Origin of the sequence: Mesorhizobium tianshanense (assembly GCF_007830515.1) — a bacterium.
Lineage (GTDB): Bacteria > Pseudomonadota > Alphaproteobacteria > Rhizobiales > Rhizobiaceae > Mesorhizobium > Mesorhizobium tianshanense.
Map to the genome: position 1 here is coordinate 34,873 of NZ_VLKT01000044.1, position 23,935 is coordinate 58,807.

Below are 23,935 nucleotides of genomic sequence, written 5' to 3' on the forward strand. Positions count from 1 at the left end.
CCCGCGGCAGGGGGCGAAGCCGAATGGCCGAGACCGCCTGAGCTTGGCGAAGAAAAGCGGGCTCGGTTCACGAGCACCCGGCGCGAGCCGTCAGGCGCGCGGGCGCCCGCTAGGACCTCAGGCTGGACAGAATCTCGCACGCATCAGCGTCAAGCACCGCAGTTACGTCGAGAAACTCGATGACATCGAGACGCCGCTCTCCGCCCTCGTACTTGGCCACGAAGGATTGCGGACGACCAAGCTTGTCAGCCACCTGCGCCTGGGTCAGGCCTTTGGCCTTGCGCAGCGAAACCAGCTGGGCCAGAAACCGCTGGTGGCGGGGCGATCGAAGAGATTTGGGCATGTAGGCGAACCGGTCGGGTAAAGACCGGCTCAGCGACTAATCCCGGTTCGGATTATCCCATTTTGGGATATTCTGCGTTGCATCCAGCGCTCAACAGGCGAGGTTCGCAGCAGACATGAATCGATCAACGGGAACAGATGAGACTCGAAACTCAACTCTGCGCGACGAAGTCCCCTGGGCAGAGAGCCTCACGAGCTACGACAGGGAGCATTTCACGATCTACCTGCGGATCCTGGACGCCTGCGCCGACGATGCCGGCGAAGAGGAGATGGCCGATCTTATTCTCGGCATCGACCCGGCCCTTGAACCGGTCCGCGCCCGCAAGGCGCTTCGCAGCCATATCGACCGGGCGAACTGGATGGTGACGACCGGTTACAAGGAACTGTTCGCCGGCTAACTGTCGCCAACCCCATAGTTTGGTGACAAATACCCAAAAGCTGCCTCATTCAAACAAACAGACGGCCTGCTTCAAAGGTGGGCCGTCGACCCGGCTGTTTTTGGGATACTTCGCTGCAAGAAAGTGCATGGCTGGACAACCTCGTCGCGGAGTTTCTTCCAGGGCTTCTTTCCTTGTCGGCAGGCGTTGAGGCGCGCTATGACTTCGACCTCTGGATTCAACTATTGCAAGATTACGAAGTTTTCGATGTGGGGCGAAATACGAGCCTGCCTATTCACCCATCGAACTACTGGATCCACTATAATGCTATCCAGGCAGTCGACTTCGTTGGGAAAGTAGAAGAATTCGAAACTGATTTCGCTGCATTCTGCCGCTTCGTGGACATTGATTTTCCGGAGCAGATCAACGAAAACGTCTCTAGGAAATTTCCCGAAGGCGATCGATATAGGTACGCAGCACAGATGTCTTCGTCAAGTATTCGTAGAATAAATCAATTGTTCAAATCCGATTTCGATCTCTTTGGATATACCCAAATTTGACTTTATGCCACTTACGCTACGAGAGCCATCAAAGTAAATGTGAAATCGCTTCGGTGGTGCGCTACTGTGTCTCAGCGATAAGTTGGCCAAGCTCTGGCAAAGTCGACGATATCGTGCCGCTGCCTCGCAATCGCCGACCGCGCCGCCAAGAGTTGATGAGTTCGAAGTCAGTAGCGCCCCCGAACAAGCAGGGCCCGGGCAATATCAGATTGCCGTCCCGGGTCGAGTGCCGTCCAGCCTCGCGTCCAGAAATCCTCGGCTTCCGGCGTGTCCTTGTTCCATTGTCTAACTTTGATCGCTAACCCAATGTCTACGGCCAACCGCAGCCCACCCAGCGCCCGGTAGTGGTCCACGAAGTCGAACACGTCGAAGCTTTTGGCCGCTTGCGCCGTGACGATTTCCGGCGGACGAGTACTCGTATTCGCCTCGCGCGAACGGCCGCGGCTTTGCCTAAATTCTCGCGCCTTGGCTATGATGGCTCTCAGCCTCGCCAGTTCGATCGGTACTGGGAACTGGTTCCTTTCGAGGGCAAAAATCTGATTGTTTACGTCCTTCTGCATGCGCCACAGCGAATAGCCGTCGAATGACGTGCTACTCGCGATCTCCGTGGACATTTTCTCGATATCGGTCGGCATTCTGGGGTGCCTCAGGCTACCGGTCATTGACCGCGTGGCCGACCATTAGTTTAGCACTTTCTAATCCGTGGATGGTAGATGCGTTTCTTAATTATTCATTTCAACCGCCTGAAAAAGCAGCTAGTTGGCATTCCACTGGCGATGGATCGAGATCTTATCGGTTCCAGCTTTTACCATCGTTCGTCGCTACCCAGGCTCTGATCGAATAGCGAACTCCCGACCAGATGAACGCGGCTTTTCGCCGGGTTTTCTTTTGGCATTGCTTCAGAAAGGCATTTTGACGCGTTCGGGTTGAGGCAAACTATTGCATGCTATCCAGAATGCTTGAGGCGAACCTCCGAAAATTATCGTTTTATATCAATGACTTGATGGACTTTTGCGGCAAACTATTCGGTTCGTGACACTGACGCACAGCGCGGACTATCACGCTTTCAAACAGGGAAGTCTCGATACACTCACGAGCGCAACGGCCGTGAGAGACGGCACGGCGGGTGCCGGTCACGGCTCCTTCGCGTGCTCTTTTGCCGCCAAATCGAGCGCCTGGCCCAGAGGCACCGCCTTGGAGAACAGGAACCCTTGAGCGGTTCTGCAGCCAAGCTTATGCAGGGTTTGCCGATCCGCCTCTGTTTCGACGCCCTCGGCCATGACCTCGATGCCGAGCGTCCTGCCAAGATCGATGACCGTTTTGACAAGCAGCCGGTCCTCTCGGGACCTGGCCAGGCCGCGAACGAAGCCCTGGTCTATTTTCACCTTGCGTATCCGACTGTCCTTGAGCGATGCCAAGGTGGAAAAGCCGGTGCCGAAGTCATCGAGCGCGATGGAAATGCCGGCATGTGAAAGGCGTCCGAGCTTTTCATCCACTCTGTCCGGATCCACTGGGGATTCTTCGGTAATCTCGATTTCGAACATCGTTGCAGGGAGGTCTTTTGCCGCCAGACCATCCAGAACCATGTCGTCGATATCGCCGGCTTCCAGTTCGCGCGGTGAAACATTCATCGCCACACGAAGATCACGACGGTCAGCCTTCACCAAGCCGTCGATAAGAGCGCAACAGTCGGAGAACACCGTTTGGGTCAGCAGCTGAAGCATCCCGGTTTGGCGTGCGGCTGTGATGATTTCGGGTGGAGAGATGGCACCATGAATCGGATGGGACCACCTTAGCAAGGCTTCAAAACCGATCACGGCCTCAGTGTCGAGTTTCACGATGGGCTGGAACCAAGGCCCCAGGCTTCTCGTCTTTATCGCCGAATGAAGGTCGCGTTCGATGGATTGGCGGCGTTGCAGTTCCCTGTCGAGTTCGGCATCGAAAAGGCAAAATTCGTTCCTGCCACGACGCTTGGCTGTGTAGAGGGCGACATCCGCCCGCAACAACATTTCCGTCAGCCCCGGGCTCTCAGCCAAGTATATTCCTATCGATGCCCCGACCCGCACGGACGCGACCTCAGGATAGGGGCGGGCAACTTTGGCTATTATATTGGATGCGAGATTACTGGCAGAAAGCGAACTCCTGAGTGAGGGAAAAAACAGCACGAATTCATCGCCGCCGATGCGGGCGAGCGTTGAGCCTTCCGGTGCTTCCTCCTCTATCCGGCGCGCGATCCTGACAAGCAGCTCATCGCCGGTCCTGTGACCGTAGGTATCGTTGACGGATTTGAACCCGTCCAGATCAATCAGCATTACAACGAAGGGGCCGTCTGCAGTCTCGAACCGACCGATAGCGTGTTCGAGGCCGCGCCTGTTGAGAAGGCCGGTCAGGTGGTCCTGCCTGGAACTGGCCTCCATTTCCCCCGCGAACCGCTCGGCCTCATGCCTCAGGCGGCTCGCGTCGCGAAAGCGCGCTTGTCCAACAAGCGAGGCTCGAACCAGGCCGCCCAGAAAGAGCAGAACGGTGAAAGCAAGAATGTAGTCTTCAAAGTTGCCTTTCACGAGCAGGCACCCGGCTGCGACGAGGAGCGGGGGTGCGATGAAGTTGATCGCTGCGGCGGCGTATGAACTGCCGTATGTAACCGCACCAGCTGAAATGCCTGCCAGAATAATCAGATGCAGCGGTGCGTGAGGTGTCGTGTATCCATCAGTGAGGACGGCAAGAAAGGACCAGGCAATCCCTGCCAGAAGAGCAAGGATGCCAAACCAGCGAAGCCGCTGCGAAACCCCTGTCAGATCGTCCTGGTGCCCCGTCTCTCTAAGTTTTAGCTGATAACGGGCGAGTGCAAGGCGGCCGACATTTGTCGCATTGATGACCAGGAACCAGATCGCGGCGCCAAAGCCGCCGCCAGAAAGGGCCTGCACCGTCAATATTAGGCCCGATAGGATAGCGCTTATCGGCATTGACACGAAGAGACCGGCCCTCAGGTCAGCAAGCTGATCCTGACGGATTCTGGCCTCCAGCGTGTCTTCTTTCTTCAGGTCCATGGACGGGCTAGCTTGCTTCCGAGGATTTCGTCGCAGCGCAAGCCTATGCAGGCCCACTGAAGGACGGGTTAACTATTCAGCTGGGTACAGCTTTCTGGAATCGTTCAGCCAAGAAATCACTGCCGAGGCCCGCTAGCCCGTCATCACAGCGTGTCGGGAGAAGATTGGCGTAGGATTCGGTCGCTTAGGCCAACCTTCTACCAACTCTCGCGAGCCACACTCACCACGAGCGGCTCCAATCTCCTCTGGCTATGGTCATCCGCTGTAGCGGGCCTCGGTTAGGCAGCATTGCGTTTGGCAATCCACCGGCGGTGCTCCTGCTGCTGGCGAGACTAATGTGGCCGAGAATGTGTACAAGACAACACGGCCCATGCCAATCTTGCTCACAAGTTGGCGAGATCGATGAGCTTTCGAGCGGCGTGCTTGGCGAAGTATCGTGCACCGCTCTGGGTCAGGTGAGCCGGATCATAGAAAATGGGGTGTTGCTTTTCATCTAGCACCACGCACTTATCCTGGTCGGGGCAAACTGATGAAAAGATGTCCAGATAGCGATTGCCAAATTGCTGAGCCAGCATGCTGTTTATAAAGAGAGTGTCGGAAGCCTTAAAACGCGCAGCCAAGCTCCCGAGCCCGTCCAACTTCCCGTTCATGTTAACGAAATCGATGCTGCTCTTGAGGAGGTTCTTTCTACCTAGGACAAATACGCGAGCTGGGCTCATTGACTCAATTTTGTCGGCGGCAGCACGCAAGCGCTTCGCACCGTATCGTTCCCATAGGAACGCGACGATAACCACATCCGCCTTTTTGAGTTCGGAGCTGGAAAGGAGCGCGTTGCTTCTCTCTTTGCATTGCTCCTCAAGGGAAGGGTCTGAGGTGGTGTAGATATTATCTTGGTCCCAATACTGCTGATCATCGGCATACGGAATGTTGCAGCCATAGTTGAACGCATAGGTGACTATGTCGACGTTCCGCTCGTGGTTTCCTTCCACGAGGATGTTGGTAAAATCAGCGGACTGGCTGTCCCCCACGATAAGGATATGTTTTCTGCCAGGCTTAAAGGTATTGCTGCGTAGGCGGATGTGATTCGACCATACGTATTTCATGAGAGCATCTAGATCGTAGCTGTTCACACCGCGAAGCGCTTCTGGCAATCGCCAAGTCCAGCCTTTTGTAGCCCAGCTTTGCCATGACGGTGCAACAATCAGCGCGGTGGCCGAAGCGCAGATCGTCACCAGCCGCCAGCCCTGCAAGGCATGGGAGTATCTTAGCGGACGTTCGATGAAACTATGCAGCAAGTAGCCAAGCAGTATCGATAAAGCGATGGCGGCAGCGCCCTGGAACGTGTCGAGGTCGCGCCCGGTTGCATGGAGCCAAAAGACGACGATGGGCCAGTGCACGAGATAGATCGAATAGCTGGCTCGGCCAAGCAATAGCGCCGGTGCCGTTTTAAGCGGCAAGGCAGCGACGGCGTTGCGCCCGCCGTAGATCATCATCGCGGTCCCTAGAGTGGGGAGCGCCGCATGCCATCCTGGGAACGACGTACCGGCATCGAACTGAAGAATGGCGTAAAGGACTGCCAAGCCACCGGTCGTGTAAGCAATGTCGGAAGACAGACGCCCTGGCGTCTTGGCCCACACAAGGGCGGCTCCGCAGGCAAACTCAAATATGCGAAACGGTGTCAGGAAGAATGCGCCCGTCAGGTCAAAGCGCATAGCCAAAAGGCACGCCGTGAAACTGATGAGACCAAACACGGCCACAGCCATGAGGGCCAGTCGGCCCTTCCGCACCAAGGCGGCGATGATGGCTGGCCAGATCAAATAGAATTGTTCTTCGACCGCAAGCGACCAGGTGTGCAAGAGTGGCTTGGTCGTTGCGGCTGCATCGAAATAGCCGCTTTGCATCCAGAAATAGACGTTCGACAGCGACAGGATCGCCATCGCGGCGGAGCCGGAAAAACTGCGAAAGTCCTCTGGCCCTTGGATGAATGCGGCACAAACGAACGTGACAAAGATCGTGGAAAATAGCGCTGGAAATAGCCGGCGTGCGCGCCGGGCGTAAAAGTCGGAAAAGCTGAATGTTCCCGCGCGCACGCGTTCAACAACTATCCTTGTAATCAAATAGCCACTGATCACGAAGAAGACGTCGACGCCGACATAGCCACCGGAAAGGGTTGAGAACCCTGCGTGGAATAGGACGACAGCAGAAACCGCTAAGGCGCGAAGGCCGTCAATATCCGGCCGGTAGTCGAATCGATTCATTCGCTCCTCTAAGCACGACCTCGGCTGTAACATCAAGGCGTTCGGCTGGCGCCTTTGAGCAGCCTTTTCTAGAGGTTTCCTGAACTTGCCCGCTATGCATACAATGTGTTGAAGGGGCTGGCTTGAGTAGATTAACTCATTGATTTTACAATGGTTTTGCCGCTTTGACCAACCCTTCCACCAGATCTCGCGAGCCACACTCGCCATGGCCGATGATGCGTTGACCGTCATTGTGTTTTCCAGCCGTCGGGCGCAAGAAGGTCACAGCCGCGGTTTGATGGCGGACGCATCACATCGGATGGCGGCATCATGCTTCTGACCGCCGCCGAGCGGCGTTTGCGACCAGCCGACCGGCTTGCGGCAGCGAGCCACCCGCACCGGGTGAGGTACGCCATGGCCGACATCCTGCGCGCCCGTATCTTTGCGATCGCCTGCGGCTACGAGGATGCCAACGATCTCGACCGGCTGCGCACCGACCGGCCTTCAGGCTCGCCTGCGGACGATTATCCGACAGCGGGCTCGACCTGTGTTCGCAGCCGACATGCTCGCGGCTGGAGAACCTGCCCGAGCTCAAGACGGCCATCCGGCTCGGCGATGTGCTGGTCGACCTGTGGCTGTCGACCCGATGCCGCCCTCCCGAGACGGTGGCGCTCGACATCCACGATACGCTCTAATTTCGAGGGGTGCAGCGTATCAAGAGATGAAGACGCGCGCTTAGACGGCGAGATAGAAGAGGAGCCCGGGGCGAGATCGCGACCTCAGATTTGTCGACGGTATCGTGACTGAGGTCTCACCGCCGAAGCATGGCCGAAATGCCATGGCGGACAAAGGGAAGATATTGGGCAAAGCGAAGCCCCGCATGTCTTGCAAGCCGTGCCGCCGGGTGCTCGCCTGAGTACAGTCCGACAAGTATGTTCGTAGCATGATAGAGCGGTGCCGCCGACAGGCGAAGCCAGCTTTCGTATTTCTGGAGCATGTCGGGATCGGCAATGTCGCGACGTTCGCGACATGCTGCCAGAATTTTGTGGGCGAGTTGCTTCTGGCCGCTCAGGCCGATGTTGAAGCCATGCGCAGTCACCGGGTGCATGCCAATGGCAGCGTCGCCGATGAGTGCGGCGCTCGGAGCCCAGAATTTGTGCGCCCACGTCGTGACGAGCGGATAGCTATGGCGGGTGCTTGCCAAACTCATTTTTCCGAGGCATTCTCGACACCGGTTTGTCAATTCCGTCAGGAACAAATCGTCGTCGAAAGCAAGCAGTCTATCGGCCTCGTTTGAGGGCAAAGTGAGAAGCAGCGACGACACGCCTTCCGTGAGCGGCAACATCGCTATCGTCTGATAGTGATCGAACCATTCGACTGCGATCTGGTGATGGACGCGCTCGTGCCTTACCCGGCAAATCAGCATCGAGTTGGCAAGCCGATTGATGCCGGCACCGATGCCCAACAGGTCGCGCGTGGCGGACAACCGCGAATCCGCTGCAACGAGAAGCCGAGCGGTCAACCGCCTGCCATCGGAGAGCGTTATGACTGCTCCTTTGTGGCTGTTTGTTGCATCGACGACCGAGTGGCCGCACAGCAGCTGGGCATGATCCTGCAAGCGGACGATCTTGAACAGGGCATCGCGGATCCGACAATTTGGGACCAGAACTCCGAGCGGCTCCCGAGATCCGCTGGGGGAATCGAAGCACAGGGCGAAAGGGCTCGATCCGTTGAGCACGCGCGCGCCTTGAAGTGGTGATTTGTCCGAAGCGGGGATGGCATCCCAGGCGCCGAGCTCGCGAAGGATTCTGATCGAGGCGTAGGTCAGCGCGATCTCGCGACCGTCGAAAGCCGGATTCGCAAGTCTTTCCAAGGACTGCTGTTCAACAACTGCCACCTTGAGCTCGCTCTGGGCAAGCGACGCGGCGAAGGAAAGTCCGACCGGCCCGCCTCCGACGATAACGATGTCGAAACTGTCGTCGGAGCCGGCCATCAGCGTGCCGCCATCGCGTCGGCTATCTGCGTGAGATGCTGGTGAAGTTGAGCCGCAACCCGTGGCTCGATTGCGCTGCGTGCCAGTGTCCGCCGCATCGCCTTAAGCCGCCGGGCAGGGAGATCCGCATTGATCGCCAACGAAGGACGCAGTCCCATCAAACACGGACGCGGCTGATAGAACCAGCCCTTGGGTGCGCCCAGCCGGGCAGATAGCCAGCCAGCAAGCGAGATTCTCACGTCGGCGGTTCCTGACCGGTGAAGCGCCATGCCCCATTGTATGCAGGGCCGGTTTCAATCAGGTCGTGGAACTCGTAAACCAGGGCACGGATCGCTGGACCGTCCCCGAGACGAGTGAAAATGCTATCCGAGACTTTTCTTGACTGCATCTTGTCGGCATTCCTGAGTTGAGAAGAGACCTCTCCATGCGACGACAGCGCCGAATTCAGCCTTCCAGCAGCCACACTTGCATCGAGCCTTTCGCCCGATTGTTCCAGAGATAGTATGGCAGGGCGGTTAGCCTGCAGTCGGAAACGACGGGCGGCGCATTCCTGTACAGGCTGTCTCCCCAGCCTTGGTCTTCGACGCGCTTGGCGGGGGCGGTCAGCGTGACCACGCCATCGAAGAGGTCACCCCGTTCCTCCGTTTCGATCCAGGCGTCTCGCGGCAATTTGAGCTGCTGCACTCGACCCCCGGGATTGTCTACGTGTTCGACGCAATAGACCAACGGCCCGCGCTTGAGCGCGACCCGGCCGATGTCTTGCCTGACCTTGGGATGAGCATAGATGCGCTCGGGAGGCATCGGCAGTTCGAGGGTGATCGTGTCTCCGGCATTCCATAGACGAGAGATCGAAAGATAGCCGTTGCTGGTGCATGCCTCCACGTCGATCGGATGTCCCTCGACCGAGGCTGCGGCTTCGTGCACCCATCCGGGAATGCGAAGCTTCACGGCGAACTCGGCAGGGACGGTAGGGCTGACCTCGATCCTGATCGAGCCGAACCATGGGTAGGCGCTGGTTTCCCGCAGGAACACATTTCCCGTAGCGAGCCGGATGTTCGTCGAAATGCCGCCGTAGAGATGGAAGGCGATTGCGTCTTCGCTGGCCGAGACGAAATAGCCTCCGACCGAAGCGATGAGACGCGACGAATTCATCGTGCAGCATGGGCATATGTGCCAGGCCCATCGGCTGTGTCGCCCATCGCTGTCCAGCGGATTGGAGTAAAAATAGTGCTCGCCGTCGCGCGACAGGCCGGTCAGCGCGCCGTTGAACAACGCCTGTTCCATAACGTCGGCGTAGCGGCCGTCGAGATCGAGATGCAGCATGCGATGCGCCCAGAAGATCAGCGCTACCGAGGCGCAGGTCTCCGCATATGCCGTATCGTTCGGCAGGTCGTGGTCTTCAGTAAAGCCTTCATTCGCGGCAGCCGGACCCAAGCCGGAGGTGATGTAGATCTTTGAGGTCATGACATCGGCCCAGAGCACCTCGCATGCTTTCTTGAGGCTGTCGTCGTTCAGTTCCGCCGCGAGGTCGGCCATGGCGGAAAACATGTACATCGCCCGAACGGCATGGCCGACCACCTTGGTCTGCTCGCGCACCGGCCTTTGCGATTGGTTGTACTCATACCTCTTCGCCCAGCAATCCCTAGGGCTCTCCCCGCGTGCGGCCGCTTCCTGATCGAAGTAGTGAGGCTGGCGCCCGCGCTCGTTGATGAAATAGGCCGCGAGTTCGAGATGCTTTTTCTCTCCGGTCAAGCGATAGAGCTTAACGAGGGCAAGCTCGATCTCCTGATGGCCGCAATAGCCGTGCTTCTGGCCGGGGTTCGGACCGAACGTCTTGCGCACGTGGTCCACATAGCGCTCAAGGATGTCAAGGAGCCGGCGCCGGCCCGTCGCGAGGAAGTAGGCGATGCCGCCCTCGAGCAGATGTCCCAGATTGTAGAGTTCGTGATTGTCGCGCAGGTTGGTCCAGCGCTTGTCCGGCTCGCGCTGCAGGTACCAGCAGTTCAGATAACCGTCGGGAGCCTGCGCGTTCTCGAGATCGTCGACGATCTTTTCGATCCTGGCCTCGATGTCGGCGTCGGGCCTGTGTGACAGCGCATAGGATGCCGCCTCGATCCACTTGCCGGCGTCGGAATCCCAGAACACCTGCACGAAATTGCGCTGGTTGCGCGGGGAGCTCAGCGGCGGCGGGTTCGCCAGTGTCAGGGACTGCAAGATACCGTGCTTGCCAAGCTGGACGTGCTGGCTGGGGATGGTCCGTGTCAGCACTGTCTCCAGCCGCTCGCGCCAGAATTGCCCCTCCAGCGCGACATCGACGAACTGAACCGGCTTGAACTCGTTCATGCGAACGCATCCGTTCCTGCAATGAAGTGCATTGGCGTGCTCACGGCTTCGACGATGCCCGCACGACCAGTGAACACGGCCGACGCCTGACGCCGCTCAGCCTCCATTCGGCGATCATCTCCGGCACGCTGTCACCAGCCTCGCGTCGGAGCCCGTTCAGGTTCACATCGATGCTGGTCAGCTGCGGCCGCGCCGCAAGCACCATCACGTCCCAGTTGTCAAATCCGACGATGGCGACAACGGCAGGTCCTACCAGGCCAATCTCGCGCAGCGTGTCGAACGCGCCGCCGGCGATCTGATCGTTGCCGCAGAAGATCGCGGTCGGCGTTTGCGGTCCCGAGAACAATCTGGCCGCCGCGTCGCGCCCCAACGCCCCGGCTGACTTTTGGCTTTTGCCATTCTTCGTGTCGGTTTTGATCCAGACCGGTCGCCGAGGTGTTCGGCGGCGCGATCCATTGAAGGAGCCGACCACTACCATGAAAAAAACCAAAAACCGCCAAGACGCTGATGGTGACGACTAAACTGTCCGTTAGACATGCGTTCTCCCTTGAAAGGCTAGTCGACGAAACCACGCCGATGAGGAGATAACCCTGATCTGGATCAGCCAGACACGACAAATCCGGGCGACGCAGTCCTTCGAGCGACAGGGGCTTTTCAAAAATCTACGTCAAGCTATGGAGCCTCAGCAGGTTGTTCCCGAGCAAGCCGTCTCGGCTGACGACCGGCATCCGCACAGTCGTCGGCACAGCGATTTGGGTCAGCGTTCCGGCTTGTCGTCCCGGTCGATGAGGATGCGCTCAGCGGCCCCGTGAAGATCCTCGTATTGACCACTCCTCAAGGCCCATAGAAAGCCGGACGGCCCCAGCGCGCCAAGGAACAGAGCTGCTGGTATGAGGTAGACGAGCGTCGTCATGACGGCTGCACCGATGCGCGAGTGCCCGAACGCGTTGCCGAGGGAGCCCTCGTCACCGCGAGCAATTATGCCGCTCGCAAGAAGATTTCCCGAAGCGCGCTTCAGGCAGGTTTCGTCGCTTCAAGTGGCGGGTGATGGCAATCAAGCGAGGGATATATTACCTGACGCCCTGGCTGCGATGGGATCGAGGGCCGTTTGCCGCTTTGCCGCATGGCGAACTGCACCGCGTTAATGCAAGTCATTCGCCGGACGCCGGAATGGTGTCGAGGCCCGGCGCGCGCCGGGCCTCGTCGCTTGGCGGGGGGGGGGGGGCGAGAATAGGCTTCCGTTCCTATTCTCCGCCGCCAAGCGAATGGACATAGACTGCGAGTTCTTTGACCTTGGTCTCGCCGAGACGTTCAACCCAGGCCGGCATGACGCCGTGTTTGGGCGCCCGGACCTGCGCGGCTATGGCTGCTTCGCCGGACCCGTAGAGCCAGATCGCATCGGTCAGGTCGGGTGCGCCGAACTCCCTGTTGCCCTTTGCATTCTCACCATGACAGGCGGCACAATTCTCGGCGAAAACATTGGCGCCGGGCTCGATCAGACTTGCGTCCAGGACCAGGCCGGACAGGCTGGCAACGTAGGCGCTGACCTGGGCGATCTCATCGGCCGTGATAATGTCACCAAAAGCCGGCATTTCCGACAGGCGCGTATCCGGGTCGGATGCGTAACGGATGCCGTGCGTGATCGTCTGCCGGATCTGCTCGGGCTTGCCGCCCCAAAGCCAGTCGTCGTCGTTGAGGTTGGGAAAGCCCTTGGACCCTTGCGCGCCCGAGCCGTGGCACTGCACGCAATTGACCCTGAATGCCGCGCCGCCGGCAGCTACCGCAAACCCGCGCAATGCATCGTCAGCAGCAATCTCGGAGACGGTTTTCGATTCCACCGCCGCGGCATATTTGGCCTTGGCGGCTTCGGCGGCGGCCAGTTCTTTCTTGACGTTATTGCGGCTCGAATAGCCGATCACACCCTTGGTCGCGGAAGACAGCATCGGCCATGCCGGATAGGCGATGGAGTAGCCGATCGCCCATGCAATGGTGATGTAGAAGGTGATGACCCACCAGCGCGGAAGCGGGTTGTTGAGCTCCCGGATGCCATCCCATTCGTGGCCGGTGGTAGGGACGCCCGACACTTCGTCGATATGCTCGCCGGTCATGATCAATCGTCCTTGAGAGGAATTTGAGAGGCTTCGTCGACTTGCCTGCGGCTACCGGGGCGGAATACGAAGGCGACCGAGAAAAGTGCCATGGCGAGCAGGCCCCAACTGTCAGCGAATTTCCGCGTCAGATTGTAGTCCATAACCATTCTCCTCAGCGGTAGCCGGCGGCTTCGTCGTAGGTCTTGAAATCGACCAGCGTTCCGAGCATCTGCAGGTAGGCGACCAGCGCATCCATCTCGGTGACCTGTTGCGGATTGCCGTCGAAGTCGCCGAGCTTGATCTTCGGATAGCGGCCTTCCAGACCTGACGTGTCGGCATTGGGATCGGCCTGTGCCATCAGGTCGGCATTGGCGTTGGCGATCATGTCATCGGAATAGGGAACCCCTACGCGCCTGTTTGCGATAAGGTGCGTCGAGAAGTCCTTCACGTCGATCGCCGTAGCCTTCAGGAAGGCATAGCTCGGCATGATCGATTCCGGCACCACCGAGCGAGGCGCGCTGAGATGCTGGACGTGCCATTCGTTCGAATAGCGATCACCGACCCTGGCGAGGTCCGGCCCCGTGCGCTTCGATCCCCACTGGAACGGATGATCGTACATCGACTCGGCCGCCAGGCTGTAGTGGCCATAGCGCTCGACCTCGTCGCGGAACGGCCTGATCATCTGGCTGTGGCAGAGATAGCAGCCCTCACGCACATAGATGTTGCGTCCGGCGAGTTCGAGCGGCGAATAGGGCCGGATGCCTTCGACCTTCTCGATCGTGTTGTCGAGATAGAAGAGCGGCGCGATTTCGACGATACCGCCGACCGTCACCACCAGGAGGGAACCAACGAGAAGAAGCGTGGCATTCTTCTCAATGATCGCGTGTTTGTCCATCAAGCCCATTCTCTGGCTCCTGATCGCGCAGGCTGAAGGGCGGGGACGGAGCCCGGCATCGGCTCCTCCTCGCGCTGGTAGCCGAGGATGGTCATGGTGACGTTCCAGGCCATGATCAGGGCGCCGGAGAGGTACATGGCTCCGCCGAAGGCACGCATGATGTAATAGGGGTGCATGGCGGCGACGGTCTCGGCGAACGAGTAGACCAGGAAGCCCTGTTCATCGTATTCGCGCCACATCAGGCCCTGCATGATGCCGGAGACCCACATTGCCGCGGCGTAGACGACGATCCCGAGGGTCGCCAGCCAGAAGTGCCAGGTGACCAGCCGCAGCGAGTAGAGACGTTCGCGGTTCCAGAGCTTCGGCACCATGTAATAGATCGCGCCGAACGAGATCATGCCTACCCAGCCGAGCGCGCCGGAATGGACATGCCCGATGGTCCAGTCCGTGTAGTGCGACAGAGAATTGACCGCCTTGATCGACATCATCGGACCTTCGAAGGTCGACATGCCGTAGAAGGCGACGGCCATCACCATCATGCGGATGATCGGATCGGTGCGCAGCTTGTCCCAGGCGCCGGACAGCGTCATCAGGCCGTTGATCATGCCACCCCATGACGGCATCCAGAGCATGATCGAAAACGCCATGCCGAGCGTCTGCGCCCAGTCGGGCAGGGCGGTGTAATGGAGGTGATGCGGGCCTGCCCAGATGTAGAGGAAGATCAGCGCCCAGAAATGGATGATCGAGAGGCGGTAGGAATAGACCGGCCGATTCACCTGCTTGGGCACGAAGTAATACATCATGCCGAGGAAGCCGGCTGTGAGGAAGAAGCCGACCGCATTGTGACCGTACCACCATTGCGTCAAGGCGTCCTGTACGCCGGAGAAAGCGGAGTAGCTCTTCGAGCCCAGGAGAGAGACGGGCATCGACAGGTTGTTGACGACATGCAGCATCGCGATGGTGACGATGAAGGACAGATAGAACCAGTTGGCGACGTAGATATGCGGTTCCTTCCGTTTCAGGATGGTGCCGAGGAACAGCGCAAGGTAGGCGACCCAGACGATGGTCAGCCACATATCCACATACCATTCGGGCTCGGCGTATTCGCGGCTCTCGGTGATGCCGAGCAGGTAGCCGGTCGCGGCCATGACGATGAAAAGCTGATAACCCCAAAACACGAACCAGGCGAGATTGCCGCCGAACAGCCGGGCGCGGCTGGTGCGCTGCACGACGTACATGGACGTGCAGATGAGCGCATTGCCGCCGAAGGCAAAAACGACGCCGGACGTATGCAGTGGCCGCAGGCGGCCGAGGTTGAACCAAGGCTCGATGTTGAGATCCGGGTAGGCGAGCTGCAGCGCGATGGCCACACCCACAAGCATGCCGACAACACCCCAGAACATGGTGGCGATGGCCCCGTAGCGGATTGGCCCATCCATGTAGGCGGATGGATCGATCGGAACTGCTGGCTTGAATTCCGTGTTGCGCAACAGGATCGCAGTGAAGCCAGCCACGGCGAAGAACAAAACCCACATATGCTGGCGAAAAGGTTCATCTACGCCGAAGCCGGCAGCCCCCAGGGCCGCAAAAGCAAACAGGCTTAGAAGGACGATCTCTGTGCCGAATTTCATCGCAAGTCCCGATCTCCAATTCCGGCGGACGCCAAATCCGCAGTGCTTAATTGCGCAGCCGCCGCCTGCTCGCCCTGATCCATGTCAGAGCCGCACGATTTTGCTTCGGGCAGCATCGAGTTCGGTGCGAAGGTGGCGATTGAACGAGGAAACGCAGCACTGGCCGCCCCGCTCATGGACAAGTCCGGCGTCCCCGGGCCGGCGTGGAGGCGATTCCGGGCGATGTGATGAAGCGCGCGCACAGGGAAAAACTGCAGCTCTGCGATGCTCTGGAAAATATCGCCGACGCGTCGATCACCTGAAGTGCTCCGCACGGCCAACGCAATCCTCCCGTTGTTGCGCAAACGTTCATCAATATGAAGAAACGATCGTCTTGCCCGCCTACGAGGCCGCTGTCGTCGGCCGCGACGCCAGCCTCGCCTCTAACCGGTTGCGCGCCGAGCACGTCGAAGACGAATGCTTTGCCGGCGAAGTGACCGAATTCTGCTAGCGATCGGCCATGGCGAGACGGTGGAGAATGCGGAAGCCGTCGGTTTCATTCTGCGCGGCTTCTTCGAGAGCCTTCGCCGGCATATCGCTTTTGAACGCGAACATGTCCTGCCGCGGATCGGAGCAAGCGACGCAGGCCCCGCCGCTTAGTCTCATTTAAAGGGCGGTTGCGCCTCGGCCGCCGCAGCGCTGCTCCAGCCGGCTAATGCTGTCCACCGTGACATGGCGATTGTTCTCGATCCGGATTACGCCGTCCACTCTCAGTCTGGTCAGCTGGCGGCTCACGGTCTCGTTTGTAAGTCCAAGGAAATCAGAGATGTCGGCACGCGTCAGCGGCAGATCGAAGCACGCCGACCTGGTCGCCGGGTCAACACTGGAATCGATATTCCGGGCGATCATGAGGAGAAAGCTCGCCACCTTCTCCAGTGAGGTCTTGCGCCCCAGAGTCACCATCCATTCGCGTGCCTCGTCGAGTTCGTTCAGCGTCTGCTTGAGCAGGCGATGCTCAAGTTCCGGTGATTCCCTCATCATCCGGTCGATAGTCGCCTTCGGAAACGTGCACAGGGAAACGGCGGTTGCGGCCTCCGCATTGATCGCGCTTTCCACCTTGAACGGCCGTCCCAGAAAATACGGTGCGAACTGGAGGCCGACGATCTGCTGGCGGCCGTCCGAAAGGCTCTTCGTCAGCTTCACCACGCCTGAAAGCACGTTTGAATAGCTGTCGACGGCCTCGGCGTCGCCAATCAATTCGACCCCCGGCTCGATCTTGTGCCGCGACGAGGTCTTGGCGAGCCGCACCAAATGGTCTGGATCGAGCGCACCGCAGACGCCGCGGTGCCGTGCCTCGCAAGGTAGGCAAAGAACGGGAATGCCGGGACTGTGAATATCCTGCCGTACTGTCATTCGATCGCTCTACCGATCCAGACTATGCGCCAGATAGATGTCGTCGTCGGTCCGATCGCGCGACAAGGCCGGCAGTTGGCTTAGACATGGGTCGGGCTCCAATTAGCAGTGAACGGCAGGGCAGCAACGGTGCCTTTTGGCGCAAAAGTGGGTCATTGCGTTTGATCGCTTGCCCAGCAGTTCCCGAAGTACAGGAAGTTGCGGGGCCTCATCGATGCTGATACCAGCTGGCGGTTCCTCTATTACCGCTTCGCGCCCTGCCCCCCATCCCTGAGCTGCGTTCGCGCGAGCTGGCCAGCCGCGACCGCCGTTCGCAACGCCGGAAGCAATTGTCAGGAAGATGACAGGCGCGATGATCATCTTGACGAGCTTGATGAAGGCATCACCCAGCGGCTTCAGGCTCTCGCCGAGTTCCGGATAGAAATGGCCGAGTGCGATGCCAAGGGCGATGGCGGCAAGCACCTGCACGTAGGGCTTGGCGTAGAAGGCCTTGCGAGGCGCGGGACTCGCGCTGCGGATTGGCCGGTTCAACATACTTGTCTCCGTGAGCGGATTGAGGTGGGTTCCTCCCTTCCCGGGCTTCTCCCATCGCGGCGCTGCGGTTGAACGCTGCACCAACGCCGCCGCAAGCCCCGTGCCAAATAGCGGCGGCGCGAAACGCGCCGGAGTTCACGCCGTGCTTGTGCGGATTTCTGCACACGCCGCTGGGGCGTGCCCTTCATCGGAAGAAGGGCCGACTGTCGGGGATTGGAGGTCGCTCTGGGCGTTACACGCAGCCTGCCAGCGGCTGGAAGGCCGTCGAGGTGGCTGCGATCCGTGTGCGCGATGATGTCGGAGGAAGCGATGGCGCTTGTGGCTGCCGGGCGAGGTATTCATTGCATCGCTCAATCCCGCCAAGACTGATCGGCGGCTAATGTGACATCGCCCCTACGGTCCTTCGAACAGAAGTGGATTCGATTGTGAATTTTGGCTTTTAGATGATCTTAGCGATTGAGTCAGCGACCAAGAACTGGGCAATCGTGATTGTGGTGACCGCGAGCCACAATAAGTTTGTCCCGTACCTTACAATGATTCATCAAGGCGTTTACCTCGGCAATCACGAGATCCGGCGTGATGTCGAACTTACAGCGGACTTTGACCGGACAGCGCCGCACTTTGTCCAGACCACATCCGCGACATTCAATAACACTCATAAGCATGCTGACCAGGGGACCTCGAAACCCCCAAATTTCCGGTAGATGTGACGCGGTGAAAATGCCGATAGTAGGGCGGCCAAGCTGGGCAGCGACATGCCCAGTGCCTGAATTGTTCGACACGACGAGCGCGGCCGAATTCATGAGATGATTGAATTCCAATTCTGACAACTCGACAGCCATCCGAATGTCGGCGGCTCCACGATCGCGAGCTATCTTCGCAACCTCCTCAAGCGCTTCCAGGCTTTCGCCACGGCAGACGAGGACTACCTCACCACGGGTCGAAAGAGCAGCGACAAGTTTGCCAAAATTTTCAATCGGCCAATCTCGCAGGCTGGAATTCGAGAACGGAGCCACGACGATTGGGGCCTTGCCTGTTGTCGAACTCTGTCGGTGACCCGCTTCGCTTTCGCCGTCGAAATAGGCCGCTGCCTTTGCGACCAGAAAGAGGAGGATTTCTGACACATGCTGGAGACGCACCTGCTTACGGTCAATGAACCAATCAAGCCATCTGCGCGGGATTTTGTTGGCAATCCCTATGTTTTGGGCCAGCTTGTAGAAAATGGCTCTACGCAATTTCAGATTGAATGGCGCTATCGCAATATCGATCTGATGCATGCGGTACGGATCAACTATCGCCGCACGGTGCCTGGCGGGGACTTCAAGCAAGATCGGCCTTGTTTCATCCGGAACACGCATATCAATGGCAAGATCAAACTCGCCGGTCAGCAGCGGCCTTATGTCGGCCGCTTCTTTGCGCGTTTTGACCTTTGGGTTGCGAGGAAAAAAGTCAAAAGCAACGTAATCGTCGGCGAGGTCGAACTGTTTTGCAGTATCGATGTTCCAGCTTCCCACCACCAGCGTAATGTGGGCATGCGCAAAACGCTGACGCAGGTCCCTCAGGGGCCCTAGAGACATCCAAAAGTCGCCGACATGATCAAGCTGAGGGCCAAAATTCTCATCTTTGCGCTTGACTGTTCCGGCTCTTCCCAGCTGCGGTATATAATTTGATTGCCGTCGTGCTTTTTAAAATATCCCATTGCCATTCCGAAGATCATACGGATAACACTGATAGCCCAGTGATGCCTGTGTAGTTTGGAGTGCTTCAGCGGGTGATCGGTGCGTGTCCGGTGCCGTCGTCAATGCAAGATTCCTGAAGATTGATAAAATCGTTTGTTTGGATGGAAGTGCATCCACGCCATGGATAGTTGGATGCCGACTGCGATCAGCCTGGGATCAACACGGCTGGCCACGCTCTCGGTGCCGGTACCAGAAGTCCGCAAGTACCCCGGCAGCGCCGTCAAATGTGGGCCAACCGAAGATCCGCAGGCGCAGTTCGAGTACAAAGCAGGCGCAGGCTAGACGGCCCTCTTGTTGCCCCAGAGCAGAACGTGCAGCTGCGGCAGCACGCGGGCTTCGAACCACCTGTCACGGGTCACCTTTTCAACCAGCCACTCCATGCGTTTCATTATTCCGTCCAGGTCGACAGACGCGTCTTCGTTGCCAGGACGTGGCGGCGTGTGATTGCCGGGTTGCAGATAGACCGGAAGGCGCGGAAATCGCGCGGCGGCGTCTTTCGCGTAGACGTAGTCACTCTCGTCGAAAACAACGAGCTTGAGCACGATTTGCGGCTTCTCCTGCGCCGCATCGACGCACGCCTCGAGAGCGGCCCAATCGGTCCTCATTTCGCTTGACGGCGGCTTTGGGCTGAGGACCAGCACGTCAAGGTCGCCAAACCAGTCCCTGACCACCGAACCTTGGGTCTCCAGCGCAAAACGGTAACCTTCACCATGGCCTCGCTCGATGAGCGCACGAAACGGCTGAATGGCCGGATTGCCGCCTGACAGCGACACCATCACCGGGCGCCCACCGGAAAGCGCAACCACGTTTTGCCACACCGCGCCGATGGACATCATCTCCCATTCATGGCGGAATTGATTGTCCACCGCATGGAGGCTGTCGCACCAGGAACAGCGATAGTCACACCCGCCGGTTCTGATGAAGACAGTCGGCAAACCGATGAGCACGCCCTCGCCCTGGATCGTCGGCCCGAAAATCTCGCTCACGCGAATTGCGGGATGCGTATCGGTCATGGCCGGTACTCCGCCCAGGTTTTCGGTGTTTCGCTCACCCGCACGGCCGAGGTTTCAGGCAGGCGTGCCTTGCACCATTCATAAAAATGTCTGGCCAGGTATTCCGCCGTGACTTGCTCATGTCCCAGCACGTCGTTGAGATGTCGATGGTCGAAGCTCTCGTCGATATAGCGTTTGAGCGGCGCCAAATCACGATAGTCGCGCACGAAGCCGTGCTCGTTCAGTTCCTTCGCCGAAAGCTCCACTTCGACGATGTAGTTATGCCCGTGCAGGCGCGCACACTGGTGGTCGGGCGGCAAGGACGTGAGCTGATGCGAGGCCGAGAAATGGAATTCCTTGGTGATGCGGAACATTACGCGCTTCTCCTCCGCAGCGCGTGGAGCCAGAAGTCGGAGTCCTCGTAATCGGTGGGGTCCGGGTGCCCAGAGAGATGAAACGCCTCGCGCCGCTCGACGCAGGTCCCGCACCGTCCACAGTGACACTCGCCGCCCTTGTAGCAGGACCAGGTCTCCGCAAATGGCGTGCCGTATGTTGCTCCATCCCTAACAATGTCCGCCTTCGTGAGATTCACGTAGGGCGCATAAAGGCGAATCTTCGCGTAGCCGTCCAGCGCGCGGTCTTGCATCATCTGGAAAGCGTCGATGAAGGCTGGCCGGCAGTCCGGATAGATGAAATGATCCCCACCATGCACGGCCGTCGCGACCGCTTCGGCCTGGTGCGCTGCGGCGAAGCCGAAGGCGGTGGCCAATATGATGGCGTTCCGGTTCGGCACCACCGTCACCTTCATCGTGTCTTCGGCGTAGTGCCCGTCCGGCACATCCACACTGTCTGTCAGCGCGGAGCCGGAAAGGCCGTGACCGATTTCGCGGATGTCGATGATGCGATGCGGGACGTTCAGACGCTCAGCGCAAAGGGCGGCGAAGCCCAATTCCTTCCGGTGCCGTTGGTCGTAATCGAGAGATAGGAGGCCGGCGAGCTCGTACTCCGCTGCCACCTTGTGAGCAAGAGTAACGGAGTCCAATCCGCCGGAGCAGACGACGAGAGTCTTCATCATTGGGTCCTTGTTTTAACCGGGTAGGCTGCGACCGGAGATTTCTCTGCGCTCCCAGTACTTCAGGAAATCCATTTTGTGAAGTGAACGGGGGACGAGTTTCATGCGCTGACGTGCCGCCGTGTGCAAGGCGCCCTCAGGCGGTGAGCCTGCAAGGAACACGGACTAGCGAAACGCTTCAGTGGATGTTCAAAGGCGAGCGTACCAGAATATGCTCTGAAGAGGTCCGGATCTTCGGGAACAAGGTTCTCGACGCTTCGATCAAGCGCCCGGCGGTCCCAAGGAGCCACCGCGAGGGTTTCATGTACAAGACGGTCCGAGGATGGGCTTGTCGCCAAGAACGGATTTGCCAGGTGGGGTGTTTTTCGCAGCCATGCCGAAATGCAGACGTCTGGATGATCACGACATCAATTGTCGCGGCAACTTGGCTGGCCGGCTCTTCAGGTCCCGTAGATCCCGCGCATTCCGCTTCAGGATTGGTCGTGACCCGACATCTGTGAACAAGCCGTGTGCGTCGATTGCAATCACCCCCGTGTTGCGCGCAGTTACCTTATGGCAGTGGATGAACTGGATTTGATGATTTTCCAGATGGCGGTCGAAAGCGTCCGCTCGCTCTCCCTAAGCTTCACTGAAAAGGCCGCGGAGATAGCCACCAGGAGCCGCGGTATCCTGCTTTTCGACGTGCGGGTCGACGGTGATGCGGAGGTCCAGCGGGTCGCAGCCATCCGATATCAGGGCGACCAGACCGGCGTGCTGGCGTTGGACAGACAGGGCCTTGTTACCCACCATTGCATCGTCAATGGTACTTTCTCACATTTCATTGCGCCCTTGGAGGACTGGCACAGCATGCCCCTGTCGATGCAGGCCAAGATCGATCCCAACGGCCCCGCCAGTCTCTTCTTAGGGGCCTTGCGAAATGCCGGACATATGCTGGGCAGCTAGCATTTGGCTAGAATGCATCTGTGGATTTTTGCATCCGCATCGGTGCCGACATCGCCGGCATGATTGTCGTGCTCGAAAACGGCTCCGGCGATCGCGGCAAAGCAATGGCGGCGATAATGGCGACCAATCGTACGCGTTGCATCGATGCGCGATCGTTTAGAGCAAGGTCTCTGCCTGGTCGAGCAACCCTTCACGGAGGTTACGCAAAGCGCAAATGCATCGCGTATTTGAAGACGCGAGCCTCCCCCCTTTTGCGCGGTTCCGACATCCATAGTCAACCCAGCAGCGTCCGGGCGCCCGCTGTGCTCTTGTAAATGCGGTGCGCTATGCCGGCCGTGTCGGCCGATCGTGCCTAGTGTGGTGGGCCGCTCTCGCCGGCCAACTTGATGCTCCAGTCAGTGTCGCCTTGCGACCAGCACGAGCTCGCCGTCGATTATCCTTTGTCGCGAGCCGATTCTATCGTGCAAGTTTCGCAGTACTGCGGGTGGCTATATCACCTAAGACAGCATGAAGAAGCGTTCCGACTTCCCGTTCGGCAAGCCCGGGTGCAATTCCTGACTCGGACAGTTGGACGAGAATTGTCTTGGCGGTGCTGCGCCAGAAGGCGTTCGCGTCCTCCCCGTTCTTGGATTCCAGGACCCGGGCGATACCTTCGACCAATTTCCGCCGCCGATGCAGCGGAAACGCGCTTATGTTTGAATCACACATCGATCACCTCACCCAATCAGTCTCGCGAATAAGCACTGGCGGGCTAAAAAATTTCGTTAACAGCGCTTTTTTTGACAGTGGTCAGCAATGGAATAAAGCATTCCCTGGGCTCGGTGGACGGTGCCGCGAATAGCCACTGGACGCGGCGGTGGGGAGTTCGAGTTGCTGTTCAAGAAAAGCCATCGGCGAGGATGAGTCGCGGGGAGCCGATCAGGCCATCTCAGGCAGGCAGGTTCTTGGACTTGATCAGAACCAGGTGAACCGCCATATTCCGCTCGGCTGCTAATTTCAGCTGGCCCATTCCATGGATGAGACCGATCCGGTCGAATCGACGTCCATTTTTTTGATTTGCTGGGTGCGCCAGGTCGGGAGGAAATCTCCCGATTTATCAGGCGCTCCTGCTCTTCTTGGAGGTGTCTATGAAGGATTCGCGCATTCCCGAGCCAGTCTTGACGGCTATGTCAGAGGGGACCCACATCATCCGCGCTTATCGTGAGCACCTTGGATATTCGATCGAGGACCTGGCGGTGGCGTGCGGGCTAGCCGCTGAGGAAATCCAGAACATCGAGTCGGGTCTAAGGTATAACAAGGGCTATCGGGATCGGATCGCGAGATCGCTGTCTCTACCTGTGGGAATTCTTGAGGCAGAGTTGGACATATCGGACGCCGCGTGATCAGTGGGATAATCTGCAAGTGAGTGGAAGATCCGCTACCTTGTGATGTGGAGTTTGCGACTGATAGTCGAAGCATTGTACCGTTCACTTCCGACCATATCGATGCGATGTTGGAGGGTGCTGCCGACATCTTGGTTCGTTGCCAGAGATGGCCGGCCGAGGATACAGCCGAAAGGGCCGCGGGCTTCTGTGCTGACGTCGGCTTGAGCAAGCTCGATCCGGCTGCCCTGCGCAATCGCCCGACCTGCCGAAAAAAGGATGGCGATTGTCATGGATACGGCGACCGCGAGTTTCCCGAAATTGCAGCGACCAATGATGGTCATCTGGATTTCATCCGAGCTTCGGCTCTAGACAGGTGTTGGCGCTT

General features: G+C 58.7%; 24 protein-coding genes and 3 pseudogenes. 6 read left to right on the forward strand and 21 right to left on the reverse strand.

From position 1 onward, the window contains the following. Positions 1–109: 109 nt before the first annotated feature. Positions 110–343, reverse strand: coding sequence for a helix-turn-helix domain-containing protein (locus IQ26_RS28325; protein WP_145721659.1), 234 nt, complete (start codon positions 341–343; stop codon positions 110–112). A gap of 115 nt (positions 344–458) precedes the next feature. Between IQ26_RS28325 and IQ26_RS28330 the strand changes: the two genes are divergently transcribed. Then, entirely contained in the window at positions 459–740 is a 282-nt protein-coding gene (locus tag IQ26_RS28330) for a DNA -binding domain-containing protein (protein ID WP_145721660.1), read from the forward strand. Positions 741–817: 77 nt separating this feature from the next. Then, a complete protein-coding gene (locus IQ26_RS28335) occupies positions 818–1,279 on the forward strand; it encodes a sulfotransferase family 2 domain-containing protein (RefSeq protein WP_240547275.1) in 462 nt (153 codons plus the stop codon). 167 nt (positions 1,280–1,446) lie between these two features. Here IQ26_RS28335 and IQ26_RS28340 read toward each other — a convergent pair whose 3' ends face one another. From IQ26_RS28340 to IQ26_RS28350, 3 genes are all read right to left on the reverse strand, one after another. Continuing rightward, the gene (locus tag IQ26_RS28340; protein WP_145721662.1) at positions 1,447–1,914 is read right to left on the reverse strand and encodes a hypothetical protein; all 468 of its coding nucleotides are present in this window, start codon (positions 1,912–1,914) and stop codon (positions 1,447–1,449) included. Between the two features lie 498 nt (positions 1,915–2,412). Continuing rightward, the gene (locus IQ26_RS28345; protein WP_167522711.1) at positions 2,413–4,326 is read right to left on the reverse strand and encodes a putative bifunctional diguanylate cyclase/phosphodiesterase; all 1,914 of its coding nucleotides are present in this window, start codon (positions 4,324–4,326) and stop codon (positions 2,413–2,415) included. A gap of 383 nt (positions 4,327–4,709) precedes the next feature. After that, entirely contained in the window at positions 4,710–6,584 is a 1,875-nt protein-coding gene (locus IQ26_RS28350) for an acyltransferase family protein (RefSeq protein ID WP_162458097.1), read from the reverse strand. 205 nt (positions 6,585–6,789) lie between these two features. Between IQ26_RS28350 and IQ26_RS28355 the strand changes: the two are divergent. Then, positions 6,790–7,252: pseudogene (locus IQ26_RS28355) on the forward strand (transposase); the annotation flags it as partial. A gap of 122 nt (positions 7,253–7,374) precedes the next feature. On the opposite strand, the gene ubiM reads toward IQ26_RS28355, so the two are convergent. The 4 genes from ubiM to ccoS all read right to left on the reverse strand — a co-directional run bounded on the left by ubiM (position 7,375) and on the right by ccoS (position 11,812). Beyond that, positions 7,375–8,556 (reverse strand): 5-demethoxyubiquinol-8 5-hydroxylase UbiM, encoded by a 1,182-nt coding sequence (gene ubiM, locus IQ26_RS28360; RefSeq protein WP_145721664.1) that lies wholly within the window; start codon positions 8,554–8,556, stop codon positions 7,375–7,377. 444 nt (positions 8,557–9,000) lie between these two features. Beyond that, complete coding sequence (locus tag IQ26_RS28365) at positions 9,001–10,899, reverse strand: glycoside hydrolase family 127 protein (RefSeq protein ID WP_145721665.1); 1,899 nt, start codon at positions 10,897–10,899, stop codon at positions 9,001–9,003. A 40-nt stretch (positions 10,900–10,939) separates the two neighbouring features. Then, positions 10,940–11,377 (reverse strand): substrate-binding domain-containing protein, encoded by a 438-nt coding sequence (locus IQ26_RS28370; protein ID WP_276316446.1) that lies wholly within the window; start codon positions 11,375–11,377, stop codon positions 10,940–10,942. A 279-nt stretch (positions 11,378–11,656) separates the two neighbouring features. Continuing rightward, positions 11,657–11,812 carry a cbb3-type cytochrome oxidase assembly protein CcoS gene (ccoS, locus tag IQ26_RS28375; protein WP_145721666.1) on the reverse strand — a complete coding sequence of 52 codons (156 nt, stop codon included), beginning with the start codon at positions 11,810–11,812 and terminating at the stop codon, positions 11,657–11,659. A gap of 21 nt (positions 11,813–11,833) precedes the next feature. Here ccoS and IQ26_RS40620 point away from each other — a divergent pair. Next, a pseudogene (locus tag IQ26_RS40620) lies at positions 11,834–12,012 on the forward strand (cytochrome c oxidase accessory protein CcoG); the annotation flags it as partial. A 131-nt stretch (positions 12,013–12,143) separates the two neighbouring features. Here IQ26_RS40620 and ccoP read toward each other — a convergent pair. The 11 genes and pseudogenes from ccoP to queC all read right to left on the reverse strand — a co-directional run bounded on the left by ccoP (position 12,144) and on the right by queC (position 21,244). Further along, the gene (gene ccoP / locus IQ26_RS28385) at positions 12,144–13,007 is read right to left on the reverse strand and encodes a cytochrome-c oxidase, cbb3-type subunit III (protein ID WP_145721667.1); all 864 of its coding nucleotides are present in this window, start codon (positions 13,005–13,007) and stop codon (positions 12,144–12,146) included. Positions 13,008–13,009: 2 nt separating this feature from the next. Beyond that, entirely contained in the window at positions 13,010–13,150 is a 141-nt protein-coding gene (locus IQ26_RS28390; RefSeq protein WP_145721668.1) for a cbb3-type cytochrome c oxidase subunit 3, read from the reverse strand. A gap of 11 nt (positions 13,151–13,161) precedes the next feature. After that, on the reverse strand, positions 13,162–13,893 hold the full coding sequence (gene ccoO, locus IQ26_RS28395; protein WP_145721669.1) for a cytochrome-c oxidase, cbb3-type subunit II: 732 nt from the start codon (positions 13,891–13,893) through the stop codon (positions 13,162–13,164). Next, positions 13,884–15,515 (reverse strand): cytochrome-c oxidase, cbb3-type subunit I, encoded by a 1,632-nt coding sequence (ccoN, locus tag IQ26_RS28400; RefSeq protein ID WP_145721670.1) that lies wholly within the window; start codon positions 15,513–15,515, stop codon positions 13,884–13,886. Before ccoN ends, ccoO begins: the two co-directional genes overlap by 10 nt. Continuing rightward, on the reverse strand, positions 15,512–15,835 hold the full coding sequence (locus IQ26_RS40625; RefSeq protein WP_240547277.1) for a hypothetical protein: 324 nt from the start codon (positions 15,833–15,835) through the stop codon (positions 15,512–15,514). The genes ccoN and IQ26_RS40625 overlap by 4 nt, the downstream gene beginning before the upstream one ends. 325 nt (positions 15,836–16,160) lie before the next feature. Beyond that, entirely contained in the window at positions 16,161–16,907 is a 747-nt protein-coding gene (locus IQ26_RS28410) for a Crp/Fnr family transcriptional regulator (RefSeq protein WP_145721671.1), read from the reverse strand. Between the two features lie 312 nt (positions 16,908–17,219). Continuing rightward, a pseudogene (locus tag IQ26_RS28415) lies at positions 17,220–17,441 on the reverse strand (cation:dicarboxylate symporter family transporter); the annotation flags it as partial. 461 nt (positions 17,442–17,902) lie between these two features. Further along, positions 17,903–19,018: a glycosyltransferase family 9 protein gene (locus tag IQ26_RS28420; RefSeq protein WP_145721672.1), complete on the reverse strand. Its 1,116-nt coding sequence runs from the start codon at positions 19,016–19,018 to the stop codon at positions 17,903–17,905. A gap of 440 nt (positions 19,019–19,458) precedes the next feature. Beyond that, positions 19,459–20,193 (reverse strand): 7-carboxy-7-deazaguanine synthase QueE, encoded by a 735-nt coding sequence (queE, locus tag IQ26_RS28425; protein WP_145721673.1) that lies wholly within the window; start codon positions 20,191–20,193, stop codon positions 19,459–19,461. After that, positions 20,190–20,546, reverse strand: coding sequence for a 6-carboxytetrahydropterin synthase QueD (queD, locus tag IQ26_RS28430; RefSeq protein WP_145721674.1), 357 nt, complete (start codon positions 20,544–20,546; stop codon positions 20,190–20,192). The genes queE and queD overlap by 4 nt, the downstream gene beginning before the upstream one ends. Beyond that, positions 20,546–21,244, reverse strand: coding sequence for a 7-cyano-7-deazaguanine synthase QueC (gene queC, locus IQ26_RS28435; RefSeq protein WP_145721675.1), 699 nt, complete (start codon positions 21,242–21,244; stop codon positions 20,546–20,548). The genes queD and queC overlap by 1 nt, the downstream gene beginning before the upstream one ends. Before the next feature lie 552 nt (positions 21,245–21,796). Between queC and IQ26_RS28440 the strand changes: the two genes are divergently transcribed. Continuing rightward, positions 21,797–22,186, forward strand: a complete 390-nt coding sequence (locus tag IQ26_RS28440) for a hypothetical protein (protein ID WP_145721676.1) — start codon at positions 21,797–21,799, stop codon at positions 22,184–22,186. Positions 22,187–22,642: 456 nt separating this feature from the next. Here the strand turns inward: IQ26_RS28440 and IQ26_RS40630 are convergent, their stop codons facing one another. Further along, a complete protein-coding gene (locus tag IQ26_RS40630) occupies positions 22,643–22,894 on the reverse strand; it encodes a DUF6074 family protein (protein ID WP_145721677.1) in 252 nt (83 codons plus the stop codon). 419 nt (positions 22,895–23,313) lie between these two features. On the opposite strand from IQ26_RS40630, the gene IQ26_RS28450 reads away from it, so the two are divergent. After that, entirely contained in the window at positions 23,314–23,568 is a 255-nt protein-coding gene (locus IQ26_RS28450) for a helix-turn-helix domain-containing protein (RefSeq protein ID WP_145721678.1), read from the forward strand. 35 nt (positions 23,569–23,603) lie between these two features. Here the strand turns inward: IQ26_RS28450 and IQ26_RS28455 are convergent, their stop codons facing one another. Continuing rightward, positions 23,604–23,891: a hypothetical protein gene (locus IQ26_RS28455; protein WP_145721679.1), complete on the reverse strand. Its 288-nt coding sequence runs from the start codon at positions 23,889–23,891 to the stop codon at positions 23,604–23,606. Positions 23,892–23,935 lie beyond the last annotated feature (44 nt).

What these genes read in the sequence shown, in the direction of transcription:
- IQ26_RS40630 (WP_145721677.1), bottom strand. Translation starts at nt 22,894, where the DNA reads ATGTGTGATTCAAACATAAGCGCGTTTCCGCTGCATCGGCGGCGGAAA.
- IQ26_RS28440 (WP_145721676.1), top strand. Translation starts at nt 21,797, where the DNA reads ATGGCAGTGGATGAACTGGATTTGATGATTTTCCAGATGGCGGTCGAA.
- IQ26_RS28350 (WP_162458097.1), bottom strand. Translation starts at nt 6,584, where the DNA reads ATGAATCGATTCGACTACCGGCCGGATATTGACGGCCTTCGCGCCTTA.
- IQ26_RS28340 (WP_145721662.1), bottom strand. Translation starts at nt 1,914, where the DNA reads ATGCCGACCGATATCGAGAAAATGTCCACGGAGATCGCGAGTAGCACG.
- IQ26_RS28370 (WP_276316446.1), bottom strand. Translation starts at nt 11,377, where the DNA reads ATGGTAGTGGTCGGCTCCTTCAATGGATCGCGCCGCCGAACACCTCGG.
- ccoS (WP_145721666.1), bottom strand. Translation starts at nt 11,812, where the DNA reads ATGACGACGCTCGTCTACCTCATACCAGCAGCTCTGTTCCTTGGCGCG.
- IQ26_RS28345 (WP_167522711.1), bottom strand. Translation starts at nt 4,326, where the DNA reads ATGGACCTGAAGAAAGAAGACACGCTGGAGGCCAGAATCCGTCAGGAT.
- IQ26_RS28365 (WP_145721665.1), bottom strand. Translation starts at nt 10,899, where the DNA reads ATGAACGAGTTCAAGCCGGTTCAGTTCGTCGATGTCGCGCTGGAGGGG.
- IQ26_RS28325 (WP_145721659.1), bottom strand. Translation starts at nt 343, where the DNA reads ATGCCCAAATCTCTTCGATCGCCCCGCCACCAGCGGTTTCTGGCCCAG.
- ubiM (WP_145721664.1), bottom strand. Translation starts at nt 8,556, where the DNA reads ATGGCCGGCTCCGACGACAGTTTCGACATCGTTATCGTCGGAGGCGGG.
- queD (WP_145721674.1), bottom strand. Translation starts at nt 20,546, where the DNA reads ATGTTCCGCATCACCAAGGAATTCCATTTCTCGGCCTCGCATCAGCTC.
- IQ26_RS28390 (WP_145721668.1), bottom strand. Translation starts at nt 13,150, where the DNA reads ATGGACTACAATCTGACGCGGAAATTCGCTGACAGTTGGGGCCTGCTC.
- ccoP (WP_145721667.1), bottom strand. Translation starts at nt 13,007, where the DNA reads ATGACCGGCGAGCATATCGACGAAGTGTCGGGCGTCCCTACCACCGGC.
- IQ26_RS28330 (WP_145721660.1), top strand. Translation starts at nt 459, where the DNA reads ATGAATCGATCAACGGGAACAGATGAGACTCGAAACTCAACTCTGCGC.
- IQ26_RS28450 (WP_145721678.1), top strand. Translation starts at nt 23,314, where the DNA reads ATGAAGGATTCGCGCATTCCCGAGCCAGTCTTGACGGCTATGTCAGAG.
- ccoN (WP_145721670.1), bottom strand. Translation starts at nt 15,515, where the DNA reads ATGAAATTCGGCACAGAGATCGTCCTTCTAAGCCTGTTTGCTTTTGCG.
- IQ26_RS28455 (WP_145721679.1), bottom strand. Translation starts at nt 23,891, where the DNA reads ATGACCATCATTGGTCGCTGCAATTTCGGGAAACTCGCGGTCGCCGTA.
- IQ26_RS28410 (WP_145721671.1), bottom strand. Translation starts at nt 16,907, where the DNA reads ATGACAGTACGGCAGGATATTCACAGTCCCGGCATTCCCGTTCTTTGC.
- queE (WP_145721673.1), bottom strand. Translation starts at nt 20,193, where the DNA reads ATGACCGATACGCATCCCGCAATTCGCGTGAGCGAGATTTTCGGGCCG.
- queC (WP_145721675.1), bottom strand. Translation starts at nt 21,244, where the DNA reads ATGAAGACTCTCGTCGTCTGCTCCGGCGGATTGGACTCCGTTACTCTT.
- ccoO (WP_145721669.1), bottom strand. Translation starts at nt 13,893, where the DNA reads ATGGGCTTGATGGACAAACACGCGATCATTGAGAAGAATGCCACGCTT.
- IQ26_RS28420 (WP_145721672.1), bottom strand. Translation starts at nt 19,018, where the DNA reads ATGTCTCTAGGGCCCCTGAGGGACCTGCGTCAGCGTTTTGCGCATGCC.